We start from the raw sequence: 24519 nt of genomic DNA, 5'->3' as shown, positions 1-24519 counted from the left end.
ATCACTCATTAAATCCCATGCTGATTTACTTTGTCAATAGACCTTTTGCATAACTATCAGATTTTATTATTGGATATATTGCCCCCAAAATAGCAGCCCCTTTTGCTCCTGTAATTGTCGTTAAATTCACAGGGATTTGATTTATTGTTTGCGCAGCTAGCCAAGCAAACATCATAGCCTCTAAATAATCTGGGCTCACACCAATATCCGCTACACTTTTTACAGCGATGCCTGGAAGTAACTCGATTAAGAGCTTACGTAAATAAAGATTATGAGTACCACCACCACATAAATATAAATGTTTTATATTATCTTTTTTTAAGAGTGTCGCTGCTATAGAGTGAGCGGTTAAAGCCGCCAAAGTAGCTTGAACATCAACTGGATTATATTCTTCATCTATATAGCTTTCTAACCATGATAGAGAAAAATATTCTTTACCAATGCTTTTAGGCGGGGGTAGTCCTAAATAAGAATCTGACAGTAGCCGATCTAATAATGAACTGATTATTTTACCTTGGCTAGCCCATGAGCCATCTGCATCAAAAGCCACGCCTTGATGCTTATTAATCCACGCATCCATTAAACAGTTACCTGGACCTATGTCCCAACCCTTGGTCTGTTGCCCTGGGGAAATAAAAGTAACATTAGCGATTCCACCGATGTTCAATACAGCAACATCAGTGTTCAAGTGGTTAAATAACTTCTGATGGTACAACGGAGCAAAAGGTGCCCCCTGCCCTCCATTAACCAAATCTCTTGTTCTAAAGTCAGCAACAACGGTAATACCTGTACGTGATGAAATAGTATGGCCGCAACCTAACTGTAAAGTATAAGGGATAGCAACTTGAGTATCATGGCAAATTGTCTGTCCGTGACTACCTATAGCGATGATATCTCTCGGAGACTTTTTTGCTTCACGAAGTAAATCAATTGTTGCCTCGGCAAACTCTTGTCCTATAAGAGTATTTAACTGGCAAATTGCCGCAAGGCTTAAATTATTCCCTTCTATTACATCCTCAATACGTTTTTTTGTGTCATCACTATATTTTTTTGTGATTCCACAATGCAAGTTATTTGTAGGGATATCGACCAATGCAGCGTCTATGCCATCCATGCTAGTGCCAGACATTAATCCTATGTATAAAGCCATTGCTTACTCTTTAAGATAAATAACCTTATGATACTAAATCTTATGAGTCAGGCAAAGTCAATACATTTAACACTATTCTTGCTGACATAGGATGTTCTAAATAAAGGTTTTTTATTGATGTAACTTAAAACAATTATAAAAATTTTGCGTAGTAATTTCGGCAATTTCCTCATACCTCATTCCACGTAACTCTGCTATAGCTTCAGCCACATACTTCACTAAGGCAGGATGATTTTGTTTTCCACGAAAAGGTACTGGAGCAAGATAAGGTGAGTCCGTTTCAATTAGTATTTTATCCAATGGAATATGTCTCGCGACCTCTTGTAACATTGTAGCATTTTTAAAAGTCACGATGCCTGAAAAAGAAATATAAAAATTAAGGTCTATAGCCCTTAAAGCAATATCCAAATTTTCAGCAAAGCAATGCATTACTCCACCAATTTGCTGAGCATTTTCTTGTGCCATTAGCAATAAAGTGTCTTCAGCAGCCTGACGCGTATGAATAATTAATGGCTTTGAAGTAGTTAGTGCTGCTTTTATATGCTCTCTAAATCGAGAACGTTGTTCTTCTTGAGCTTCCTCGGTATGAGTTCTATAGTAATCAAGTCCTGTTTCGCCTATGGCAATACACGCTGGATTTGTAGCCAAGTCACATAACATAGCGGCGGTAACTGGATACTCCATCTCACTATTAGGATGTACTCCAACAGAAATGCTGATATTAGGATAACTCGCTGCTAATTGCTCTAATTGAGGATAATCGCTCAACTCGACACAAACGCATAAAAAATGCTGAACACCATTTTCTTTTGCTTTGAATAATACTTGAGACATATCATTATTAAATTCGGCTAAATCTAAAAAATTTAAATGGCAGTGTGAATCAACTATCATTGGAGTCCTCAATTCTGATCCTATAGAGTATCTGTTAGCTGCGTGGATTTTAACATTCCAGCCAAATAAGTCTCTATTTTATTACATAAATATCGACTATTCTCACCTATGAATTGAACACCTATTCCCGGTGGCTTATTTCCCTGTGCCCCCTTCGGAGTAATCCATATTACTTTCGCGCGAACCAGATAAGGCTCATGTTCGTTAATTAATTTAAGTGATAGCTCCACTCCTGTTCCTAAAGGACAAACATGATTGGTTCTTAAAAAAAGACCGCCGCCTTTGATAAAGGGCATGTAAGATAGATATAAGCAGGCTTCACTACTAAATGAACAATTGATTAATTGTGCTTGCTCATCCATAAACTCTCCGTGTACATAAATTAGAGGCTCAATGCAAACAATAAATCCTCTAAGGCCAAGATATGATTTACATTAATATTATGGCTTATTTTTCTTAACAATGTATTTATTATGTCAATTTGTTTAAAAATCACCATGGGATTTAATAAAGAAGCTAACTGATTTAGTTGATGAATAGCAGGCCCTTTGGTTACTGAAATGCTAAAAAACATTTGCTGTAGTTGCGAATATACTAAATATAAAAACCATAGCAAAGCACTCAATTCAAATTGACTCCATTGTGATGCCAAAACACAAGGATGCTCTCTTCGTTCTATTACAGCGATTAATCCATCCAAAATTGATTGCGATTGATTTATAATCAATGCTCTTTCAGACTCTGCCGGGTATTGTTCGCCTAACATCAAAAGGTTATTACTGTATTCATCTGAAGATGAGGAAAAAGTGATGATCTGACAACGACTTAAAATTGTAGGAAGCATTGTGCCTAATTGTTGAGCAATTAAAATGAATAGCGTATGTCTCGTAGGCTCTTCTAGAATTTTTAATAACGCATTTGCCGCAGCAATATTCATTCTGTCTGCAGCTTCAATAACTATTAATTTATAATTCGTTCTTTGCGGTGTTAAATAAGCGGAACTTTGTAGTTCTCTTATTTGATCAATTTTAATGACACCACCATTTTTTTCAGGCTTGATCCATTGTATATCAGGATGCTCCATGCGATGAATCATTTTGCACTCAACACATTGATAGCAAGGTCTATTTATTGCCTCTTTACACGAGATTAATTGCATTACGTTAATAGTGAATTCAGACAATGCACAATGTAAAGGACCAACAAATAACATAGCCTGAGCAATGCGTTTCTGGTTCAAAGCCGATTGAATTTGCTGCCACTGAGTGGGATGGTTTATCATGCATCCTGCTCTATAAATTGGGTTAAAATGTTTTGAATAGCCTGTCTTACATCGTGTAAAGAACGACTAGCATCAACAATAAAAATCTCTGGATCAGCATTAACATACTGCATATAAGCATCATGCACTCTATGAAAAAAATCTATAGATTGTTGTTCAATTCTATCAAATGCCCCTCTTAATTTGGCTCGCTCCATACCCAATTCAGGAGTAATATCCAAATACAAAGTAAGATCTGGCTTAATCCCGCGAAGACAAAAATCAGATAAACTTTGGATCATGTTCCTATCCAATCCGCGACCACCACCTTGATAAGCTCTGGTAGATAGCTCAAATCGATCTGCTATTACCCAATGGCCTTGTTGTAAAGCGGGCTTAATTACTTGCTCTATAAGTTGGATTCGTGCTGTATAAAGCAATAGCAACTCACTTCTATCATCTAAAATACCACCGTACTCGGGATTTTTTATGATGGCTCTTAATTGTTCGCCTATGTTTGTTCCACCAGGTTCTCGAGTAGTAATTGTTTTAATATTAAGTTGAGAGAGGAAATCAATAACTACGTTTACAGCAGTAGATTTTCCAGCACCTTCCAAACCTTCAATTACTATTAATTTCCCAGTTAAAGATGACATTAAAAATTCCTATGCATATATTGATCAATAGCCTGTCTTTGTTGACTATATGTTTCAGAAAATTGATGAGTTCCATCCCCTTTAGCAACAAAATATAAATAATTGGATAATTGAGGATGAGCGGCGGCATCTATAGCCTCTTTGCCAACCATAGCAATAGGTGTAGGAGGAAGTCCTCTATTAAGATAAGAATTATAAGGGGAGTTCACTTGCATGTCATTATGAGATAATTTACCTTTATATTCACTTCCCAAAGCATAGATTACAGTAGGATCCATTTGTAATGGCATTTTTTTCTTTAATCTATTGACCATCACTCCAGAAATTAGCTTTCTCTCTTGAGGGACTGCTGTTTCTTTTTCAATTATGGAAGCGGCAATCAATAACTCATATGGAGTCTGATAAGGTAAGTCGGGGGCTCTATTAGCCCATGCACTATCTAAATAATTGACTAAATTACGATGAGCATGCTCCAAAAGTGTCTTACTACTACTTCCTCCATTATATTGATAGGTATCTGCCAATAAGAGCCCTTCTGCACTAGAGTACTTATCTTGAATTGCTAACCAGTCTTCAGGAGAATATTTTAAATAATTTGCCTTCATTAAATCGTCGGATATCTTCTGTTGAGTGGTTCCCTCAATGATGACAAATTTTTGTGTTAAGACATCGCCAGTGGCTACCCGATGAAGCAATTGCATTGCCGTTTCACCAGGATTAATTTGATATACTCCTGCTTTTAAATGCTGAGCCATCCCTGAAAAACGAATCATCAGTTTAAAAAAATTGGGAGAGTCGATTAGGTGTTGATCTTTTAGAAGCTGTGCAAATTTAGATGCTGATGTTGATGCATCAACATTAATGATTATTGGAACATTGTTCTTGGATATAAGAGGAGATATGGCTAAATTATAAATATTCCACCCTAGAATAAGAAAAGACATAAAAAACGCTATAAAAATATAAATAATCAGTTTTTTATGTCTTGGGTGTTTCATTTAAATCCGTTTAAATAGCAAACTACCATTTGTTCCACCAAAACCCAATGAATTACTTAAGACGTAATTAATACTTCTTTTTTGGGGTTTATGAGCAACATAATTCAAGTCACAACCTTCATCAGGGTTGTCTAAATTAATTGTGGGAGGAGCGATTTGCTCTCTTAGCGCTAAAACACTGAAGATGGCTTCTACAGCGCCAGCTGCTCCTAATAAGTGCCCGGTCATTGATTTTGTAGAGCTAACTGCTAAGTCATAAGCATGCTCTTGGAAAATACGCTTGATAGCCTTAGTTTCATTCAGATCATTAAGTTCTGTTGAAGTCCCATGCGCATTAATATAATCTACTTGGTTAGGAGCTATACCTGCATCATGAATAGCCGCTTCCATGGAGCGAGCAGCACCATCAGCATCTTCATCAGGTGCGGTAATATGATAAGCATCTCCTGACATACCAAAACCGACTAATTCCGCATAAATTTTAGCACCGCGGGCTTTTGCATGCTCGTATTCTTCTAAAACCAGAATACCGGCTCCCTCACCCATAACAAATCCATCTCTGTCTTTATCCCAAGGTCTTGATGCTTTTTGAGGTTCATCATTGCGCTTAGAAAGAGAACGTACTGCAGAAAAACCTGCTAAGCATAAAGGTGTTGTGGTCATTTCAGAACCACCACAAACCATAACATCCGCATCACCATAGGCAATTATACGGCCAGCAAGTCCAATATTATGAGTGCCAGTTGTACATGCGGTTACAACCGATATATTGGGCCCTTTAAGATTGTGTTTAATAGAAATTTGCCCAGCAACCATATTAATTATGCCTGCTGGAATAAAAAAAGGAGAAACCTTACGTGGGCCTCCTGCAACCAGTCTGTCCTGGTTATTAGTAATAGTCTGAATACCGCCTATACCAGCGCCAACAGCAACACCAGTACGACGAGACAAAGCCTCATTCATTATTAAACCTGAATCAAGCATCGCCTCTTCTGCGGCGGCAATTCCATACTGAGTAAATACATCCATTTTTCGAGCATCTTTGATGGGCACGTAATTCTCAATGTTAAAATTCTTGACCTTAGCCCAAATCTTAGTAGTGTATTCAGTAGTATCAAAATCCTCTACCAGTCCGACCCCACTAACTCCAGCCAATATGTTTTGCCAAGTTTCCTGTACATTAAGACCGACTGGAGTAAGCATCCCCATACCGGTAATTACTACACGCCGTTTGTTCAATGAAAGCTCCTCGAAAAAATTAGGCTTCTTCTTTATTCATATTTGATTCAATGTAATCAATAGCTTCTTGAATCGTTGTTATTTTCTCTGCTTTTTCATCAGGAATTTCTGTTTCAAATTCTTCTTCAAGAGCCATTACTAATTCTACAGTATCAAGGGAATCAGCACCCAAATCGTCAACAAATGACGCATCGTTTTTTAATTCCTCTTCTTTAACACCTAATTGTTCAACAACAATTTTACGAACACGATCTTCAACTGTACTCATAACTTAATTTTCCTCTTCGGTTGATAGAAATAATTTTTAAAATACTGATGGGTAGTTTATTCAATTATACAGATAACGCAAGTGCATTTAATCCATATACATACCGCCATTGACATGAATTGTTTCACCTGTAATATATTTAGCTCGGTCTGATGCTAAAAAAACTACCGCGGCAGCCACATCTTCAGCCATCCCTAATTTACGTAAAGGAATCCTTTTTAACATTTCCTCTTTAACCATATCCGGTAATGCCGCAGTCATGTCCGTATCAATAAAACCAGGAGCAACAACATTAACAGTAATTCCTCTGCTGCCGATTTCCTGAGCCAATGATTTGGAAAAGCCAATGACTCCTGCTTTTGCCGCAGTATAGTTAACCTGGCCTGAATTTCCACTCGCACCCACTACGGAACCTATAGAAATAATTCGTCCCCAGCGCGCTTTAAACATAGGCTTTAAGCATGCTTTTGACATTCTATAGATAGAGTTCAAATTGGTTTCAATGACTTTATACCACTCGTCATCGTCCATACGTAATAACAAATTATCTGATGTAATACCTGCATTATTAACAAGTATAGATGGACTGTGATCGCTTTCAGAAAAAAAAGCCATTAAGTTGTCCACTTGCTCTGCATTAGTTACATCAAGCACCATTCCTTTACCAGCTAACTTTTCTTTTTCAAAAAAAGAATTAATTAAATCAGCACCTTGGTTTGTTGTTGCCGTTCCATAAACAAAAGCACCTGCTTTAGCCATTTCTAATGCAATAGCCTGGCCTATTCCGCGACTTGCTCCGGTGACTAATGCAATTTTACCTTCTAAATTTATCATTAAAGCTCCTCTTAAGCTGGAGTATGTAGTTGCTCTAAGACCTGATCCAAACTAATTGTGTCATAAATACTAATAGTATTTAAACTTCTATCTATTCTCTTGACGAGCCCATTGAGCACTTTACCTGGACCACATTCAACAATAAGTTCTATCCCTTGATTTTTGAATAATTGAATGGTTTCAACCCAGCGTACAGGACTGTATAACTGTTCTTTAAGCTTAGTCCTAATATGTTGCGCAGAATGATAAATACTTAAATCAACATTACTAATGACATCAATAGAGGGGTTTTTAAACTCAACCCGTGCGAGATCATCAGCAAATAACTCTGCCGCATCAGAGAGCAAAGAACAATGACAAGGAACACTTACTGGTATTATTTTTGCCAGTCTAGCACCCTCTTCGTCCGCCAAAGCAATGACTCGTTCTACTGCCGGAGTATGACCTGCAACAACCACCTGACCAATTGCGTTATAATTTGCGGGAGAAACACGCTCATTGGGTTGGCTCGCCTGCTGACAAAGAGCTTCTACTTGCTCATCAGTTAGTCCTACTATGGCGGCCATTGCGCCAAGTCCCAATGGAATAGCTTGTTGCATCAATTGACCACGTTTAGCGACCAAACGCACCGCATCGGTTAAAGACATTGAGCCAGCGCATACTAAGGCAGCATATTCGCCCAAACTATGTCCAGCCATAATTAAAGGTAACGACAGACCTTGTTGTATTAATAACTTATATATTGCAACATCAGCAGTTAGCATAGCTACTTGCGTGTGTTCTGTTTGATTGAGCTTTTCCTTAGGCCCATTCTGAATCAACTGCCAAAGATTATATCCTACTGCGTCAGACGCTTCAGCAAAAAAATCAGTTATAATTGGATATTGCGGCATAAAATCAGACAACATGCCTACAGATTGAGATCCTTGTCCAGGAAATACAAATGCTGTGTTTACCATAAAAGAAAAACCCTTTTAAATTAAATAGTTAGTAACGGATAACCATTGCGCCCCAAGTCATTCCACCACCGAATGATTCAATTAATAACAACTCATCTCTTTTTATCTGATTGTTTTTAATAGAATAATCAAGTGCTAATGGTATGGAGGCAGCAGAGGTATTTCCTTGATTACCAATAGTAACTATGACTTGCGACATAGGAAGTGATAATTTCTTTGCAATAGCTTGAATAATACGAATATTTGCTTGGTGTGGAATTAACCAATTAATGTCGGATTTTTTTAATTTACTGACTTCTAAAACCTCATCTACAACATCACCCATGATATTGACGGCGAGTTTAAATACTTCATTCCCACGCATAGTTACAGTGGTAACTTCATTATCAAAAGAACCATTACGCAGCGTTAGTAACATGTCTGCATCAAAAGCAGAATGAAGAACGCTCCCCATAATTCCTTGCCTTTCGCTGGCACTTAAAATAACCGCTCCGGCTCCGTCACCAAATAAAACGCACGTAGCGCGATCTGTCCAATCAACAGTGCGAGACATTCTTTCACTACCAATAACTAAGACATTTTTTGCCATCCCGGTACCAATATATTGTCTTGCAATATCCATAGCATAGACAAAACCACTGCACGCAGCTCCAATATCAAAAGCAGGGATAGGCTTTTTAATTTTTAATGCATGTTGTACATGACATGCTACACTTGGAAAAAAATAATCAGGAGAGCAAGTAGCTACCACAATAAGATCAATATCATCTGCACTAAACCCTGAAGATTCAAGTGCTTGTTCAGCAGCTCTAGACGCCATAAAGGATGTTGTTTCATGCTCATCAGCTACACTACGGCTACTAATTCCTGTTCGAGAAATTATCCATTCATTATCGGTATCAAGCGTTTTTTCAAGCTCAGTATTAGTAATTTGCCTTTTAGGAGAATAACTCCCTGTGCCACTGATAATAGCATTCTTCATAACAGCAGTCCCTGATTTATAAAATCGTTTATTTGATCACGTACTAAATCTACAACATTATTCTTTGCTTCAAGAATTGCCTGTTCAATAGCGAACTCAAAACCTCTCTCATCAGCACCGCCATGGCTTTTAACAACAATACCATTTAAACCAAGCATGCTAGCACCATTATATCGCGATGGATCTAAGCGTTTTTTTAAGTTTCTTAAAGCAGGTAAGGCTAGAAATCCAGAAATCTTTGTTAACCAATTTTTGTTAAATGACTCTTTAAGTACATCTAACATTAGCCGGGCGATCCCTTCACTTGCTTTTAATGCAACATTTCCAACAAAACCATCACAAACGACTAAATCGACATCACCTGAATAAAAATGGTTACCTTCAACATAACCGACGTAATTCATCACAGAGCATTCTGCAAGCATATGAGCAGTCCGTTTGACCTGATCATTTCCTTTTATTTCCTCAACACCTATATTCAATAAAGCAATTTTAGGTTTAGGTTTATGTTCAATAGCCTGAATCAATGCAGATCCCATTACAGCGAACTGAAATAAATGTTCGGCACACGAATCAACATTTGCCCCTAAATCAATAACCCAAGTCTTGCCTTTCATTGTAGGTAATTCAGAAACTATGGCGGGCCTATCTATACCTGGTAATGTTTTTAATACATAACGAGCGGTAGCCATTAAAGCGCCTGTATTGCCAGCACTAACACAAGCCTGTGCTTTCCCCTCTTTCACCAAGCTGATCGCCACTCGCATAGAAGAATCTTTTTTATTACGTAATGCGTGCGATGGCAATTCATCCATAGTCACGACTTCAGAAGCATGAACTATAGATAACTGTTTCGAAGACTGGGCTCCGTACTTTTGTAAAAAAGCACTAACCTTATCTTGTACTCCGACTAGTATAATATTTAGATCAGGATTTTTTTTAGCTGCACGAACACAGGCAGGAATCACAACGCTGAGTCCGTGATCCCCACCCATTGCATCTACAGCAATGGTGATATTGTTCAAGAAAGATTACTCTTCGTCTTCGTAAGCAGTATCAGCGTCAATAATTTTCTCGCCACGATAATAACCGTCTTCTGTCATATGATGACGGCGATGAGTTTCACCAGTGGTCTGATCAACTGAAAGAGTTGGCAAACCTAATTTGTCGTGTGAACGACGCATGTCACGACGTGAACGTGACTTTTTATTTTGTTGTACAGCCATTGTATTACTCCTAAACAATTTGCATTCATAAAGCGGGAATTTTACCGATATTTTGGTTTCAATCCAAGTGTTAATTACACAAATTATCAATAAGGTTCATCTTTTTGAGTTAAAATTTGATTTATTTCACTATCACAATCATTATTATTAGGGTGAAATTGCGGTGCATATAGATGTAGCTCATCAGTAATTAAGTCATTTAAATCAACATGCCAATTGGATGAAACGATGCATTCATACAGTTCCAATACTTGTTCTGCCCGTTCATCACTTCGACAAACAGCTATTGTTGTTTCATTATCATAAGAAAAATGAAATTCCTGCATACAACGCTGACAAATAGCATTTAAATCACCTACCACCTTTAAATGGAGCAAGTAAAAATCATCTTCTACTTCTACATGGTAAGTAACATTTAGTTGACAGGGAGAAATTAGAAAGCTAGGCAAACGGTCGTCTATTCTTATTATTTTAGTTTGCTGCCCCTGTTTCGCTATTTCTGGCAAATGAAGCATAAAATCCCCTAAAGAAATCAACTATTATCTAAGGAATTGCCAAAATTATCAAATTAATTAATAGATTACCCTTGACCATGAAGTTGTAATACATAAAAAACTATGCTAATGATCATCAGTTAAGTGGATGGCTGTATTCCACAGACAAGCAGTATCATTTTAAACTTATTATAAAATGGAAAGGAATGAAACATGGAATTAATTAGTAAAAATATAAAAAGCTGTGGAACTAGCCGGCATCGATTTTTACGCTCCACTTTGACAATCGCTTTATTAGGCCTGGCTGGGGCTGTTTATTCTTATACTGCTGTTTCCAGCGGACAATTAGTGATAATAAACGGCTTAGGTAATGACGCATCAACAGGAGCTACAGGAAGTACTGCTTCTAGTGTTTCTGTAGTCGTTTCAGATTCTACCGGTCCATGCTCAACAACAGCACTGGTTGCCTATAATGGAACAGTAGTAGTCAAATGGGCAAGCTCAGCTACTCACAGTGCTACCTCTTGTACTGGTATTACTTCAGTAGCAGTAACGCCAATTAAAACAACCGTTGGTTCCGTCTCAACAATCGTATATGACTCAGTAAGTACCACTACCGTTCCCGCTGCAACTGCTACGGCAGCCATTACTTATACCCCACCAACCACTGCTTATGCGAACTTAGCATTGATCATTACTGGGGCTGGAGTTCCTGCATCAGCAGTTACTGCCAGTGCTACTGTATGGGGTGTGGGCGCTGCCTCTGCACCAGTATTTGATACAGGTAACGGTGGGTTGACTACTGTAGGAGTTCCTGGTGGTATTGGTGCTGCAGGTCTCAAGGCAGAAACCATGATGCGACACCATGCAATTATTCCTATGAGAGAAGAAGGCTAAATAATTTAATATGATGCGTTCTTAATATTTCAAGGAAGATGAAACTTTTGAAATATCATCGCATTGAAGTATATAAAAAGTGATGATAAAGCTTATCAAGAGTGGGCAAAATATCTCGTTGATAAACAGTATCATTTAAAACCTATTACTAAAAGGAAAGGAATGAAATATGGAATTAATTAGTAAGAGTATGAAGAGTGGTGACAAACATCGATTTTTACGCCCCGCTCTAACAATCGCTTTATTAGGTCTGGCTGGAGCTGTTTATTCATATACAGCCGTATCTAGTGGACAATTGGTAATAGTCAACGGCTTAGCTAATCCATCTACAACTGGTTCTATAGGAAACACCGCTTCCAGTATTTCAGTGGTCGTTTCAGATTCTAGTGGCCCATGCTCAACAACTGCTCTTGTTGCCTATAATGGAACAGTGGTAGTCAAATGGGCAAGTTCTGCAACTCACAGTGCGACGTCGTGTACTGGCATTACCTCAGTAGCAGTAACGCCAATTAAAACAACTGTTGGGGGCATATCAACAATCGTATATGACTCAGTAAGCACTACTACTGTCCCGGCTACAACCGCTACAGCAGCCATTACTTATACCCCACCAACAACAGCTTATGCTAACTTAGCATTAATCGTTACTGGAGCAGGAGTTCCTGCATCAGCTGTTACTGCTAGTGCTACTGTATGGGGCGTGGGCGCTGCCTCTGCACCAGTATTTAATGCCGGCAATGGTGCATTAGCCACTGTAGGTGTTCCTGGTGGCTCTGGTGCTGCAGGTTTCAAAGCTGAAAAAATTATGAGACGTTATGCAGTTACACCGATAAGAGCAGACGCTTAATCACTGTTAAAATTATTGAGCATCAATAGATGCCATATCATAAATTCCGGTTTAGTCTCGTACTAACACCGGAATTTTTTTGCTTTATAAAAAGTATTTCCTAGTTAATTAATCGCTTACTCATTGGTATTGTGAGTTGCAAGTCGGACAACAAATTGCCCAGCATTGCTGTACTTGACCTGGCGGCCATGGGGCAAAATGCCCCAACTTACTATGTAACTGTCGTTAAATGTGCACATGCCATATCAAAATCTGTAAGTTTTTTGCGAGTATCCGTTCTAAAAAAACTACAGCTGCAGAGATGGGTATAAAGAAAGCGAGAAATACTATTGTTGTGACAATCAATTAGATCACTATTTTCTTCACTATTGAGAATATTATGAATTTCTTTAGCAAAGGAAGAAGCTAATTGCTTACGTTCATCGGATGTTTTATTTAAGAAACTATATGTTTTCTTGACTAAGCTAAGGGTTAATTCTAATGTGCTTTCTGCCTTTAAACTACGCTGCTCTGTTTTGTCGGGTTCGTCCATCAGTGCAATACTTTTTTCTTGCATCACTATCAAGGTGTCATATAAGGTAAAATAATTTTTTGCGATTTGAGGTTCTGTTTGAGAAATGCTAACCGTTTTACTATAAATTTCTTGCGTCAGCTTCTTTAATTGTTCTAATGGTGCCTCATCAGGTAATAGAGAGCTGACTTCTTGAGATTGCCCCTGACTTTGTTGTGATGTTGATGGAGGCAGAGAGTCTGATAAATTACCAGTCCCTGATCCAGCATGAACGGGTTGCTCTTTTTGCTCCGTACTATTCTTTTGTTTTATTACAGGCGGTGAAATGCTTTTCTTCTCAATAGTATTCGTTTCTTTAAAATAACGCCCTAATACAGACTCTACGACCTCAAGCATTTCATAAGCTACAGATTGAGTAGTTTCCTGATTAATTGCTTTTTTCGCCTTTTTACGACAACTTTTAACCGCCGCACCTAATCGCTCAACACCAACAGCAACTGAATCAAGTAAACTTCTAACTTCGTTAGGAAATTGTTCCTTTCTCGCTGCCTGCATCTTATCTTTATTCTTTTCCTGTAACGCAATAAAATCATCAATACACGTTTGCATATCGGCTTGAATTAAAGTGCATAATTTGGCCATAGCGCTAAAAATTTTATGGAAATGCCGCGGATTTTTAACATAAATTTCACCAAGCTCTTTGATACTTTTAGACAAATGAATACATACATATTGCAAAGAAATCACATCATCAATTAATTTTGCAAAATTCGCTACGATTCGACTACGCTCAACTAACAATGCTTCATCGTGAACAACATGGAATTTTTTATCAGATGGTTTGTAGACCGTACTGATAAAATTATCGCTGTCTTTAAAAACCTTGGCGATAAGTTGCAATTGTTTTTTTATTTCCTCATTTAATTTTTTAACTTCTTTTTCTGAGTTACCAATTGTTCTATTAGCTAAATAGTCTTCAGCTTTTTTTAAGAAGTTAAAAAAATCTTCATAAATTGGAGCTTTTTCATTTTTTTGACCCGTCTCAATACTTAATGAACTTAGATAATACAACGATAAATTTTTTAACCATCCTTTAAATACAGACTCAGGCACCTCAATTTGATGATCAGCAACAAGTTCAATCCCCCATACTTCTTTGCGGATGTAATGTTTCCGTAATATTCCATCAATAATTTCAGCATGATTAACAGTGGCAGCAAGATCAGTGTCACTTTTATTAGCAATCATTTTTACGAAAGTCCTGATCAGTAGATCACTATGCTGCACGCAATGATCTCTGAGCGCAGAAACAGTTTCTTCTAAAGATAAAACTTCTTTATGCTTTTCTAGTTTTTGTTTCGCTTCTAACAAATTAGCATAAACTTCTTTAAGGCGATCAAAATGCTGACTATGCTCCGCTCTTCCGAGTGAAGCATATTCATTGATAAACTCAGTAAGAGCCCCTAAATAAGCAATGTCGTACTCATAACCCAAAAAATTTAAACATTTGCTATCAATCATGTGTAACAAATAAGAGAGTACTCTGATGGTAACCTCATCAGACTCCTCATCCTCACTTTTTGCGCGAAGAAAATAATACTCTTTTAACTTTCTTAGTGCTGCTCGAATCGACTCTCTGTAACTGACTAAAGCTACATCGCCACCGCTAGGTAGTAACTTTCCTATATCCTTAACTTCTGCCAAAGTATAATGCAGCGACTCGTATTTGTTTTCTTTATTTAATTGGAATACAGGTGGAAAGCCATCGATAGAACCATAAAATGGAACGGTTATCTGTTTTAATCGCTCGGTATAAAGTTGATTAATTTCTTCGATTTTTTTCTTATGCTTTTTTTCTTCAAATTTTTTATATTCTTTATAAGTAAAGACCGCTGCCGCAACAGCAAGAATGGCCCCACCAACCACCAAGCCTGGAATAGAGGTTGTTCCTGCACTGGCCAAAAGACTCAATGCACTAGGACTGCCAAGTTTTACGATATCATCCATATTCATCTCCTTATGAATTAGGTCGCTTGCATCACAGCTGCTTCATTAGACTTCATTCGAAACTCTACTGTATCGAACGAAGTCTATTTGATTTTTACCACAAGATGCTCATTCCATTTCCATAGTAGGCATAAAGTAGTTAGATATTCTAGTATGGAGAGAAAATATAAATAATCCACCCTGACAATAACAACGCCCTCCATCTTTGTCTTCTTTTATGAGATAATAAGTAATTTTATCCTGTGAGCCACCCAATAAAACGTTTATGGCTCTTGGTATATAGCATCTTATATAAAGCGCGGTAGTATTATTTATGAAAGCTAAAGTCATTGTTGGTATGTCTGGTGGGGTTGACTCATCCGTTGCAGCCTGGTTGTTAAAAGAACAAGGTTACCAGGTTGAGGGATTATTTATGAAAAACTGGGAACAGGATGATAACAGTGGATTTTGCCCCGCAGCCCAAGATCTAGCTGATGCACAAGCAGTGTGCAATCAATTACGTATTCCTCTGCATAAAATTAACTTTTCTGAACAATATTGGGATAAAGTATTTGCTCATTTTTTAAGTGAATACGAAAAAGGTCGAACACCTAATCCCGATGTTTTGTGCAACAAAGAAATAAAATTCAATGCTTTTTTAAATCATGCATTAACACTAGGAGCCGATTATATAGCCACCGGACATTATGCCAAAAATAAGACCTCAGGTACTATTGGCTATTTATATAAAGCTAAAGATAGAGATAAAGATCAAACTTATTTTCTACATGCAGTAGCTCCAGAGGCCTTGGGAAAAACTTTATTTCCAATTGGTGACTATACTAAACCCCAAATTAGAGAGTTTGCCAAAGATCTTGGCTTAGTAACTCATGCCAAAAAAGACTCTACTGGGATTTGTTTTATTGGTGAAAAGCGTTTTAAATCCTTTTTAAATGAATTTATTCTTGCTAAACCTGGCGATATTAAAAATATGGATGGTGAGGTTTTAGGCAAACATGATGGTTTAATGTTCTATACTCTCGGACAACGTCAAGGATTAGGTATAGGTGGCTTACATAATGCTACTGACGAACCATGGTATGTAGTAGATAAGGAAGTAGCAACAAATACCCTATACGTTGCTCAAGGCACTCATCACCCCATGCTGTATTCACAAGGTTTAATTTGTGGGCCAATACATTGGCTTGCAGAGTGTCAAGATAATTTACCTTTAACTTGTTATGCTAAAACAAGGTACAGACAGGTAGAACAAGCATGTATGATTTCGCCTGAGGATAACGGACAACATTATGTGATGTTCTCAAATCCACAAAGAGCAGTAACACCGGGGCAATATGTGGTTTTTTATGACAAGAACCAATGTTTAGGTGGCGCAACGATTGAACAAATCATTAGGTAATTTGATATAATTAAAAAGAAACCCTCTCTAAATAGGGTTCTACATAAATTGGAGTTAAATATGGCTGCTATTGACGTATCCCCTGCTACTACTGATATCACCTTTTCAATAAGTGCTGCCGATAAAGTAGCAGAACTAATTAAAGAAGAAGATAATTTTAATTTAAACTTGCGTGTGTTTATCACAGGCGGCGGTTGTTCTGGTTTTCAGTATGGTTTTAGCTTCGATGAACAAGTTAATGAAGATGATACTGTAGTAGAACAACATTGTTCCGATGGTGATACTACTGTCAAACTGCTTGTTGATTCTATGAGTTATCAATATTTACATGATGCTGAAATTGATTATGTTCAAGGAATCCAAGGTGAGCAATTCATTATTCGTAATCCCAATGCTAAAACAACCTGTGGATGTGGTTCATCATTTAGCATGGATGATGAAGACGATCTATAAATAGATCGCTAGCATAATCAGCTCAAAGACGCGGTAATCTAGAGCTCTAATAAAAAACACACTATAGAAATCCTTTTATAGCGTGTTTTTAGGGCTTACGGCGCTGCTACATAATCTTTAATTAATAAGATTGAATCACTACCTTAGTTCCAATTTTAACAAAATTGTGACTAAGCCACGCTGCATCACTGGGAGATACTCTTATACACCCATGGCTAGCGTTATAATGAGGTAGCTCATAAGAGCCATGAATCGCATAATTTTTGCTAAAGAACATACAATAAGGCATTGGAGATCCACCACGCCCGACAGGGAAACGACTGGACTTGCAGCCAGGCCCCCCTTTTGAAAATACATGATAGACACCAGATGGTGTTTTACAACCACGATGAATGTCTGGACAATATCGTCTCCCTCCAGAGGCTCTTCCGGTTCGTACAACCTTGCCATTAGCATTAACTGCTTTCCAAGATAAAGTATTGGGATTAAAGATAAATGTATTTCCCGCAGCAAAGCTAGTAGTACTCAAGAACACAGTAGAAAACAATAATATGAAAAAACGAATCAAGAATTTAAAGCAAGAATTGGACTGTTCCATAATTATTCCTAATTTGATTCCATCTCACTCTGATTTTAGTTTAATTATTAAACAAATCAAATTATTTAAGCACACCAATACGGTTTAATGCGCATTTTTCAGTCAATTATTCAATAAAATCAAAATATAATTAGTCGGACTAAAGGCAATTTCAAATATTATGATCTACTATTTAATTGAGACCTAAAAATAAGGATAATTCATCATGTCAAGGAAATTTCTTATAGCAACAACCATTGCGGTAAGTAGTTCTTTTATTCCTTTTATTTCTAATGCAGATGATACTGCTACTAAAAGTGCTCCAAGTACCTCCAGTTCATCAGGCGAAATGTCAAAGGACAGCTGGCTAAACTCAATGACACCTATGTTGCCTGATTTAATCTGTAAAGGGTTTATGCAGGACACTGATTTAAAAAAACGCTTTGATGAAATTAAGATGACTTATGAAAAATGTGTGTCTTTAATCCCAGGAAGTGCAAAAAAATGTCAGGATCAGATTTATGCAAGTATACCTGACAAAATAAATAGCGAAACTGCCGGAACATGGGGCAAGACCCTTGGGGAATGTATAGGCAAAGATTTTGCTGAAAAATATTTAATTCCAAAATAAGGTAGTTTCGACATAAATGGTATAGATATACCATTTATGTCACAAAAATACTTATTATCTCATCAAAACTCATTCACACTAGAGCCGCATGTACTATGGATGAATAGTGGCGTCAACTTAAGGATTTTGATGCAACAGGTCTTAGCGTAACCTTGCTTTGGTCATCCTGAGCGCCGGAGAAGGATCTCCCGCAAAGCACATTGTGCCACAGTCAGAAGATCCTTCGTCGTAAACTCCTCAGGATGACAGGCACGACTAATTCCTACGGTGATGATTAATCATCCCAATGGTTAAGCCCTGATTTCTTAACCAAGAAGTTTACAAAATCTTGATGTAGATCTAACTCATTTTGGTTTGCACTTAGTACAATGGGATTTATTAAATGAAGTTTCGCTACCTCTTGAACTTTTACTTTAGAATGAGTCGATGTGGATTCAACTTCAGTAAATAAACTACTTTGACCACCAGTCATTGCTAAATAGACAAAAGCAAGAATCTCGGCATCAAGTAACGCCCCATGCAATTGTCTATTAGAATTATCTATATCATATCGCTTACATAAAGCATCTAGGCTATTACGTTGCCCAGGGTGTTTTTCTCGTGCAAGAACAAGTGTATCCAAAATATCACAGTAGTCTTCTAATTTTTTCTTCCATTTAACATGATTTAACTCAGAATTTAGAAAACCGACGTCGAATGGAGCATTATGGATAATTAATTCAGCGCCACCGATAAATTGGAGGAATTCCGAAACAATATTTTCAAATAAAGGCTTATCTTGTAAAAACTCAGTACTAATACCATGTACGCGAAAAGCACCCTCATCGACCTCTCGTTGAGGATTTATGTAAACGTGATAATGTTTTCCCGTTACTTTTCTATCGATTAACTCAACGCATCCGATTTCAATGATTCTATGGCCATGCTCAGGCCCTATGCCTGTGGTTTCTGTATCTAAAACAATTTGTCGTTTCATTATCTAGCTCAATTTATGTTAATTCGTTAATACCTTGATTTGCTAAAGCATCGACCAAATCGTTTTCAACATGGCCAGAATGACCTTTTACCCAATGCCATTTGATTTTGTGTGTGGAAGCTAGGTTTTCGAGTAGCTTCCAAAGATCCGCATTTTTTACAGGTTCTTTTTTGCTATTAATCCAGCCATTTTTTTTCCAGGCATGCAACCACTCCATCATACCTTTTTTTAAATATTGTGAGTCAGTATATAAATCTACCTCACAGGGACGAGTTAAAGCTTCAAGTCCCTTTATTGCAGCCATTAATTCCATACGATTATTAGTAGTATGAGACTCTCCACCATGTAAGGTTTTTTCTTTGCCATTATAACGCAATAATACGCCCCAACCACCTGGTCCGGGATTTCCTTTACAGGCACCATCAGTATAAATTTCTACGATCATATAAATAGTTCTATTAAAAATTAACGTTCATTCTTTTTTCTAATTTTAAGCCCGCCTACCAGTGCTAAAAACTTATTCATCAAAATTCCATAAGGAGGATAAAATAAAGGAAAGGTTGCAAATCGACTTTGTATGAATACTGGCTTTAATTTTGAAAAAGTATCAAATCCTTCTTGCCCATGATATTGCCCCATACCACTCATTCCAACACCACCAAAGGGCAAATCATCGACGGCCACATGAATTAATGTGTCATTAATAGTCAAAGCGCCAGAAAGTGTTTGCGTTTTAATATAACTGATCTCTTGAGAATTTTCACCCAAATAATATAAGGCTAAAGGATTAGGAAAAGAATTAATATAATCTATCGCCTCATGAAATGACTTATAACTGAGCACAGGTAGAATAGGTCCAAAAATTTCTTCCTGCATTACTTTCATTTCTTTGGTAACGTCAAATAATATAAAAACAGGAATTTTTCTACTAAGTGGATCTAACTCACCCACCTGGATAAGATGAGCGCCTTTATCTCTTGCATCTTGGACTAAATCTAATAGACGTTGTTTGTGATGCTCAGAAATAATTGAGCAATAATGATTGTTATTCATTAAGTCAGGATAATGCAGATGCATTAATTTTTTGAACTCCTCCTCCACTTTCGCTTGCCATCCATCAGGAATAAGCAAGTAATCGGGAGCAATGCAGGTTTGTCCTGCATTAAATAATTTCCCCATAACTAATCGGTTAAAATACTTTGGATTCATTGATTCTGATAATAGCGCAGGAGACTTCCCCCCCAGCTCCAAAGTCACGGGAGTGAGATTTTTGCTCGCCTCCCTCATTACTGACTTCCCTACTTCTATAGAGCCAGTAAACAATAAATGCCCAAATGGCAAGGCAGAAAACTCTTTTGCAACATCAACATCCCCTTCAACAATTCGTATAAAAGTTTCAAGGCCTAATGAATGTACGATTGTGCGTAGTGTATTAGCAATGTTAGGGGACAATTCAGACATTTTTATCATCACTCTATTTCCAGCAGCTAAAGCATAGACTGCTGGCACAAGAGCCAAATACAGCGGGTAATTCCAAGGCACCATGACGCCAATAACACCCAAAGGCTGAGGAATAACATACGCTCGAGCAGGAGCAAACATCCATGATACATTTCGTACTCTGTTCTTCATCCATCTCTTTAGTTTTTTAATACAAAAATCGATTGCTTTAATCGTAGGAAAGATTTCCAAAAAAAATGTTTCTTCTTCTGCTCGATAAGAAAAATCTTTGCTAATTGCCTCAGCTAGACTATGAGCATCATTTTGTAATCCTGATTTGATGGCTATTAATATTTTTTTTCTCTCGATTAGAGAGGGATAAGGATTAGTTTTATATTCACTTTGTAATGCTTTGAATTGTGCATTTAAGTCCATTATTTATCCTTACTTTTCAAATCGGTAATTGTGCGTCTATAAGAATTTATAACATCAATTATCCCCTGGAGGGATAAGAGGAAATGTCCTCACTCCACCTTAAACCTGACGACTATAAGTAAAGCCCCATAGCCGTCAAGCTACGGGGTAAAGACCCAACCGGCTTATTAAATTAATCTTATTCCCTGAAAACACCCATCGCAAATTTACCATCAAAAACCCCCTGCTTAACAATTAACAAGTCAGGAGCAAAATATCTATCGCTATCATAGGGAGGAACATCGCGACGGATTTGGCTATAAATTTCCTGCAGTTGGCTCGATGTTTTTAAAGGTTTATGAAATTCTAACCCCTGGCTTGCAGCAAGCAATTCTATAGCTAAAATGGTTGCAGTATTGTCATTCATCTCATGAAGACGTCGAGCGGCACTTGTTGCCATTGACACATGATCTTCTTGATTCGCAGAGGTAGGCAAACTATCTACCGAGTGAGGGTGAGCCAAGGCCTTATTATCACTTGCACAAGATGCAGCTGTCACATGAGCTATCATAAAACCTGAATTCAATCCACCTTCTTTCACTAAGAATGCAGGAAGCCCACTAAAATTCTTATCAATCAATAAAGCAATACGTCGTTCAGCGTTAGCCCCCATTTCTGCAATCGCTAAGGCAAGATTATCCGCTGCCATGGCTATAATTTCACCGTGAAAATTTCCTCCGGATAAAACATCCCCCTGTTCGGCAAAAACTAAAGGATTATCAGAGATAGCATTAGCTTCAACTTGAAGAGTATCGCTTACAAATTGAATTTGGTGCAAAACAGCCCCCATAATTTGCGGCTGACATCTTAATGAGTAGGGATCTTGTACACGCGTACAATGCCGGTGTGATTCTCTGATCTCACTTCCGGAGAGCAGCTCTCTATACATAGTAGCAACATCACACTGGGTTTGATGACCTCTTGCTTGATGAATTCGTGGATCAAAGGGAACATCACTGCCACACGCCGCATCAACTGATAGCGCGCCAGCAATAACCGCCGTTTCAAATAAAATCTCTGTAGTAAATAAAGCGTTAAGCGCTATAGCGGTGGACACTTGCAGTCCGTTAAGGAGAGCTAAACCTTCTTTTGCCTCTAGTTCTATAGGCTCCAATCCCGCTATTTTTAAGCCATCGATAGCACTCAGAATCTGCCCTTGATATCGCACTTCCCCCTCACCTAGTAATGGCAAAGACATATGAGCTAGAGGAACAAGATCGCCGGATGCACCAACAGAACCTTTAGCCGGAATACAAGGATATATCTTATGATTATATAAGCGAAGCAAGGCATCAATCAGTTCAAGTCTTACCCCTGAATAGCCTTGTGCTAAATTATTAATTTTAAGCAATAAAATAAGAGAAACGATTTCATCAGGAAGCAACTCTCCTGTTCCACAAGCATGAGATAAAACGATATTACGTTGTAACTGCTTTAAATGCTCTGATGAAATAGTTTGATTTGCCAAAGAACCAAATCCCGTGTTAATTCCATAAACAATTTTGTTATCATGAATTACCTTTTTTACTATTTGATGCGAAGCCTCTATCAAACCTAAAGAATTTGGAGATAATGAACAGGGTAACTGTTGATTTATGATTCGCTTGATAGAGTGTAAGGTTAACTGCCCCGGTTCAAGAATAAAATGCTCAGACATTGACACACTCCTCTTGAGACTCCATAGGTAACCATAATGAATTATCTCTAGCACATTGTTTAGCTAGCGTATAACCAGCATCAGCATGACGCATTACGCCAGTAGCAGGATCATTATGTAAAACCCGGGCTAACCGAACAGCAGCCTTTTCGCTACCATCAGCAACAATAACTACACCAGCATGCTGAGAAAAGCCCATTCCTACGCCACCACCATGATGAATGCTCACCCAGGTTGCACCGCTAGCACAATTTAGTAATGCATTAAGCAATGGCCAATCGGAAACAGCATCACTTCCATCCAACATTCCTTCTGTCTCGCGATTAGGGCTGGCTACGGAGCCTGAATCCAAATGATCACGTCCAATGACAATAGGAGCTTTAACTAGTTTATTTTTTACCATTTCATTAAATGCTAAAGCCAAACGCGCTCTATCTTTTAGACCCACCCAGCAAATTCGCGCCGGCAATCCTTGAAAAGAAATTTTTTCACGCGCCATATCTAACCAATGATGTAAATGCTTATTATCAGGGATTAACTTTTTAACCATCTCATCGGTAGCATAGATATCCTCTGGATCTCCTGATAAAGCTACCCATCTAAACGGCCCAATACCTTCACAGAATAAAGGACGTATATACGCAGGTACAAATCCCTCGAAATCAAAAGCATTCTTTTCTCCTGCCTCAAATGCCATTTGTCTTATGTTATTGCCATAATCAAAAACAGGAATACCCTTCTTTTGAAACTCCAGCATAGCATGTACCTGGATTGCCATAGATTTTTTTGCCATCTCAACCACTTTTTCAGGAGACTTCTTTCTCTTAAGAGCAGCTTCCTCTAATGACCATCCTATAGGAAGGTATCCATTAAGAGGATCATGTGCGCTGGTTTGATCAGTGACCAATGCGGGATTAGCGCCTCTTTGTACTAATTGTGGAAAAATTTCTGCCGCGTTGCCTAGAATGGCCACCGATAAGGGTTGCTTTTTCTGACACGATTCATTAATCCAAGATAAAGCCTCATCTAGATCCGTTGTATATTTATCCAAGTATTTGGTTTTAAGGCGTTTTTCAATACGAGAAAGATCACATTCGACAGCAAGTACGCTAGCCCCCGCCATTGTTGCCGCTAAAGTTTGCGCACCACCCATGCCGCCTAAGCCACCCGTTAAAATCCAACGCCCCGATAAATCACCGTTATAATGTTTTTTGGCTGCTGCTACAAAAGTTTCGTAAGTACCCTGAACAATTCCTTGGGAGCCAATATAGATCCAACTCCCTGCTGTCATCTGACCATACATCATGAGGCCTTTTTTATCTAAGTCATTAAAGTGCTCCCAAGTTGCCCAGCGGGGAACTAAATTAGAATTAGCAATTAATACTCTTGGTGCATCTTCATGAGTGGTAAAAACCCCTACAGGTTTACCTGACTGAATCAACAGCGTTTGATCATTATTGAGATTTTTCAGTACTTGAACAATAGCATCGAAACAGTCCCAGTTTCGAGCAGCTTTACCCAATCCTCCATAAACAATTAATTCATCAGGATTTTCAGCAACATCGGGATCTAAATTGTTACACAACATTCTTAAAGCTGCCTCAGTTAACCAGCTCTTTGCTTGCTTTTCTGTACCTCTATGTGCCCTAATTTTATGTTTATTATTTTCTTTATCCATCAAGATAGCTC

The 24519-nt window shown here is 38.0% G+C and carries 26 protein-coding genes; 5 read left to right on the top strand and 21 right to left on the bottom strand.

Annotation, left to right across the window (positions count from 1 at the left end):
* Positions 1–25 precede the first annotated feature (25 nt).
* The 14 genes from LFA_RS05990 to LFA_RS05925 form a co-directional block, all read right to left on the bottom strand.
* A complete protein-coding gene (locus tag LFA_RS05990; protein WP_045095375.1) occupies positions 26–1150 on the bottom strand; it encodes an anhydro-N-acetylmuramic acid kinase in 1125 nt (374 codons plus the stop codon).
* A 111-nt stretch (positions 1151–1261) separates the two neighbouring features.
* Complete coding sequence (locus LFA_RS05985; RefSeq protein ID WP_045095374.1) at positions 1262–2044, bottom strand: TatD family hydrolase; 783 nt, start codon at positions 2042–2044, stop codon at positions 1262–1264.
* Between the two features lie 20 nt (positions 2045–2064).
* On the bottom strand, positions 2065–2406 hold the full coding sequence (locus tag LFA_RS05980) for a PilZ domain-containing protein (protein WP_045095373.1): 342 nt from the start codon (positions 2404–2406) through the stop codon (positions 2065–2067).
* Positions 2407–2426: 20 nt separating this feature from the next.
* A complete protein-coding gene (locus tag LFA_RS05975) occupies positions 2427–3326 on the bottom strand; it encodes a DNA polymerase III subunit delta' (protein ID WP_045095372.1) in 900 nt (299 codons plus the stop codon).
* Positions 3323–3961 carry a dTMP kinase gene (tmk, locus tag LFA_RS05970; protein WP_045095371.1) on the bottom strand — a complete coding sequence of 213 codons (639 nt, stop codon included), beginning with the start codon at positions 3959–3961 and terminating at the stop codon, positions 3323–3325. Before tmk ends, LFA_RS05975 begins: the two co-directional genes overlap by 4 nt.
* Complete coding sequence (mltG, locus tag LFA_RS05965) at positions 3961–4959, bottom strand: endolytic transglycosylase MltG (RefSeq protein WP_045095370.1); 999 nt, start codon at positions 4957–4959, stop codon at positions 3961–3963. The genes tmk and mltG overlap by 1 nt, the downstream gene beginning before the upstream one ends.
* Positions 4960–6198, bottom strand: a complete 1239-nt coding sequence (fabF, locus tag LFA_RS05960) for a beta-ketoacyl-ACP synthase II (protein WP_045095369.1) — start codon at positions 6196–6198, stop codon at positions 4960–4962.
* A gap of 19 nt (positions 6199–6217) precedes the next feature.
* Entirely contained in the window at positions 6218–6466 is a 249-nt protein-coding gene (gene acpP, locus LFA_RS05955; RefSeq protein ID WP_045095368.1) for an acyl carrier protein, read from the bottom strand.
* Between the two features lie 87 nt (positions 6467–6553).
* Positions 6554–7300 (bottom strand): 3-oxoacyl-ACP reductase FabG, encoded by a 747-nt coding sequence (gene fabG, locus LFA_RS05950; protein WP_045095367.1) that lies wholly within the window; start codon positions 7298–7300, stop codon positions 6554–6556.
* Between the two features lie 11 nt (positions 7301–7311).
* Positions 7312–8259: an ACP S-malonyltransferase gene (gene fabD, locus LFA_RS05945; protein WP_045095366.1), complete on the bottom strand. Its 948-nt coding sequence runs from the start codon at positions 8257–8259 to the stop codon at positions 7312–7314.
* Between the two features lie 28 nt (positions 8260–8287).
* On the bottom strand, positions 8288–9241 hold the full coding sequence (locus LFA_RS05940; protein ID WP_045095365.1) for a beta-ketoacyl-ACP synthase III: 954 nt from the start codon (positions 9239–9241) through the stop codon (positions 8288–8290).
* Positions 9238–10266: a phosphate acyltransferase PlsX gene (gene plsX / locus LFA_RS05935; RefSeq protein WP_045095364.1), complete on the bottom strand. Its 1029-nt coding sequence runs from the start codon at positions 10264–10266 to the stop codon at positions 9238–9240. Before plsX ends, LFA_RS05940 begins: the two co-directional genes overlap by 4 nt.
* Positions 10267–10272: 6 nt before the next feature.
* Entirely contained in the window at positions 10273–10467 is a 195-nt protein-coding gene (gene rpmF, locus LFA_RS05930) for a 50S ribosomal protein L32 (RefSeq protein WP_045095363.1), read from the bottom strand.
* An 86-nt stretch (positions 10468–10553) separates the two neighbouring features.
* Complete coding sequence (locus LFA_RS05925) at positions 10554–10982, bottom strand: YceD family protein (protein ID WP_045095362.1); 429 nt, start codon at positions 10980–10982, stop codon at positions 10554–10556.
* A 192-nt stretch (positions 10983–11174) separates the two neighbouring features.
* Between LFA_RS05925 and LFA_RS05920 the strand changes: the two genes are divergently transcribed.
* Positions 11175–11858 (top strand): hypothetical protein, encoded by a 684-nt coding sequence (locus LFA_RS05920; protein WP_045095361.1) that lies wholly within the window; start codon positions 11175–11177, stop codon positions 11856–11858.
* A 169-nt stretch (positions 11859–12027) separates the two neighbouring features.
* A complete protein-coding gene (locus tag LFA_RS05915) occupies positions 12028–12705 on the top strand; it encodes a hypothetical protein (protein WP_231865910.1) in 678 nt (225 codons plus the stop codon).
* Between the two features lie 211 nt (positions 12706–12916).
* Here LFA_RS05915 and LFA_RS05910 read toward each other — a convergent pair whose 3' ends face one another.
* The gene (locus LFA_RS05910; RefSeq protein ID WP_045095360.1) at positions 12917–15223 is read right to left on the bottom strand and encodes a DUF4194 domain-containing protein; all 2307 of its coding nucleotides are present in this window, start codon (positions 15221–15223) and stop codon (positions 12917–12919) included.
* A gap of 313 nt (positions 15224–15536) precedes the next feature.
* On the opposite strand from LFA_RS05910, the gene mnmA reads away from it, so the two are divergent.
* Positions 15537–16622: a tRNA 2-thiouridine(34) synthase MnmA gene (gene mnmA, locus LFA_RS05900; protein ID WP_045095358.1), complete on the top strand. Its 1086-nt coding sequence runs from the start codon at positions 15537–15539 to the stop codon at positions 16620–16622.
* 60 nt (positions 16623–16682) lie between these two features.
* Positions 16683–17075 (top strand): iron-sulfur cluster insertion protein ErpA, encoded by a 393-nt coding sequence (gene erpA / locus LFA_RS05895; RefSeq protein WP_045095357.1) that lies wholly within the window; start codon positions 16683–16685, stop codon positions 17073–17075.
* Positions 17076–17196: 121 nt separating this feature from the next.
* Here erpA and LFA_RS05890 read toward each other — a convergent pair whose 3' ends face one another.
* Positions 17197–17673, bottom strand: coding sequence for a L,D-transpeptidase (locus tag LFA_RS05890; protein WP_045095356.1), 477 nt, complete (start codon positions 17671–17673; stop codon positions 17197–17199).
* 205 nt (positions 17674–17878) lie between these two features.
* On the opposite strand from LFA_RS05890, the gene LFA_RS05885 reads away from it, so the two are divergent.
* Positions 17879–18283, top strand: coding sequence for a hypothetical protein (locus LFA_RS05885; RefSeq protein ID WP_045095355.1), 405 nt, complete (start codon positions 17879–17881; stop codon positions 18281–18283).
* Positions 18284–18557: 274 nt separating this feature from the next.
* Here the strand turns inward: LFA_RS05885 and dnaQ are convergent, their stop codons facing one another.
* The 5 genes from dnaQ to hutU form a co-directional block, all read right to left on the bottom strand.
* Entirely contained in the window at positions 18558–19259 is a 702-nt protein-coding gene (gene dnaQ, locus LFA_RS05880) for a DNA polymerase III subunit epsilon (protein WP_045095354.1), read from the bottom strand.
* Between the two features lie 13 nt (positions 19260–19272).
* A complete protein-coding gene (rnhA, locus tag LFA_RS05875) occupies positions 19273–19704 on the bottom strand; it encodes a ribonuclease HI (RefSeq protein ID WP_045095353.1) in 432 nt (143 codons plus the stop codon).
* A gap of 20 nt (positions 19705–19724) precedes the next feature.
* The gene (locus LFA_RS05870) at positions 19725–21134 is read right to left on the bottom strand and encodes a coniferyl aldehyde dehydrogenase (protein ID WP_045095352.1); all 1410 of its coding nucleotides are present in this window, start codon (positions 21132–21134) and stop codon (positions 19725–19727) included.
* A 178-nt stretch (positions 21135–21312) separates the two neighbouring features.
* The gene (hutH, locus tag LFA_RS05865; RefSeq protein ID WP_045095351.1) at positions 21313–22830 is read right to left on the bottom strand and encodes a histidine ammonia-lyase; all 1518 of its coding nucleotides are present in this window, start codon (positions 22828–22830) and stop codon (positions 21313–21315) included.
* Entirely contained in the window at positions 22823–24508 is a 1686-nt protein-coding gene (gene hutU / locus LFA_RS05860) for a urocanate hydratase (protein ID WP_045095350.1), read from the bottom strand. The genes hutH and hutU overlap by 8 nt, the downstream gene beginning before the upstream one ends.
* Between the last annotated feature and the right edge of the window lie 11 nt (positions 24509–24519).

This window comes from Legionella fallonii LLAP-10, assembly GCF_000953135.1.
Lineage (GTDB): Bacteria > Pseudomonadota > Gammaproteobacteria > Legionellales > Legionellaceae > Legionella > Legionella fallonii.
The sequence above is the reverse complement of the archived record's forward strand: the minus strand, read 5'-3'. Positions and strand labels throughout refer to the sequence as shown.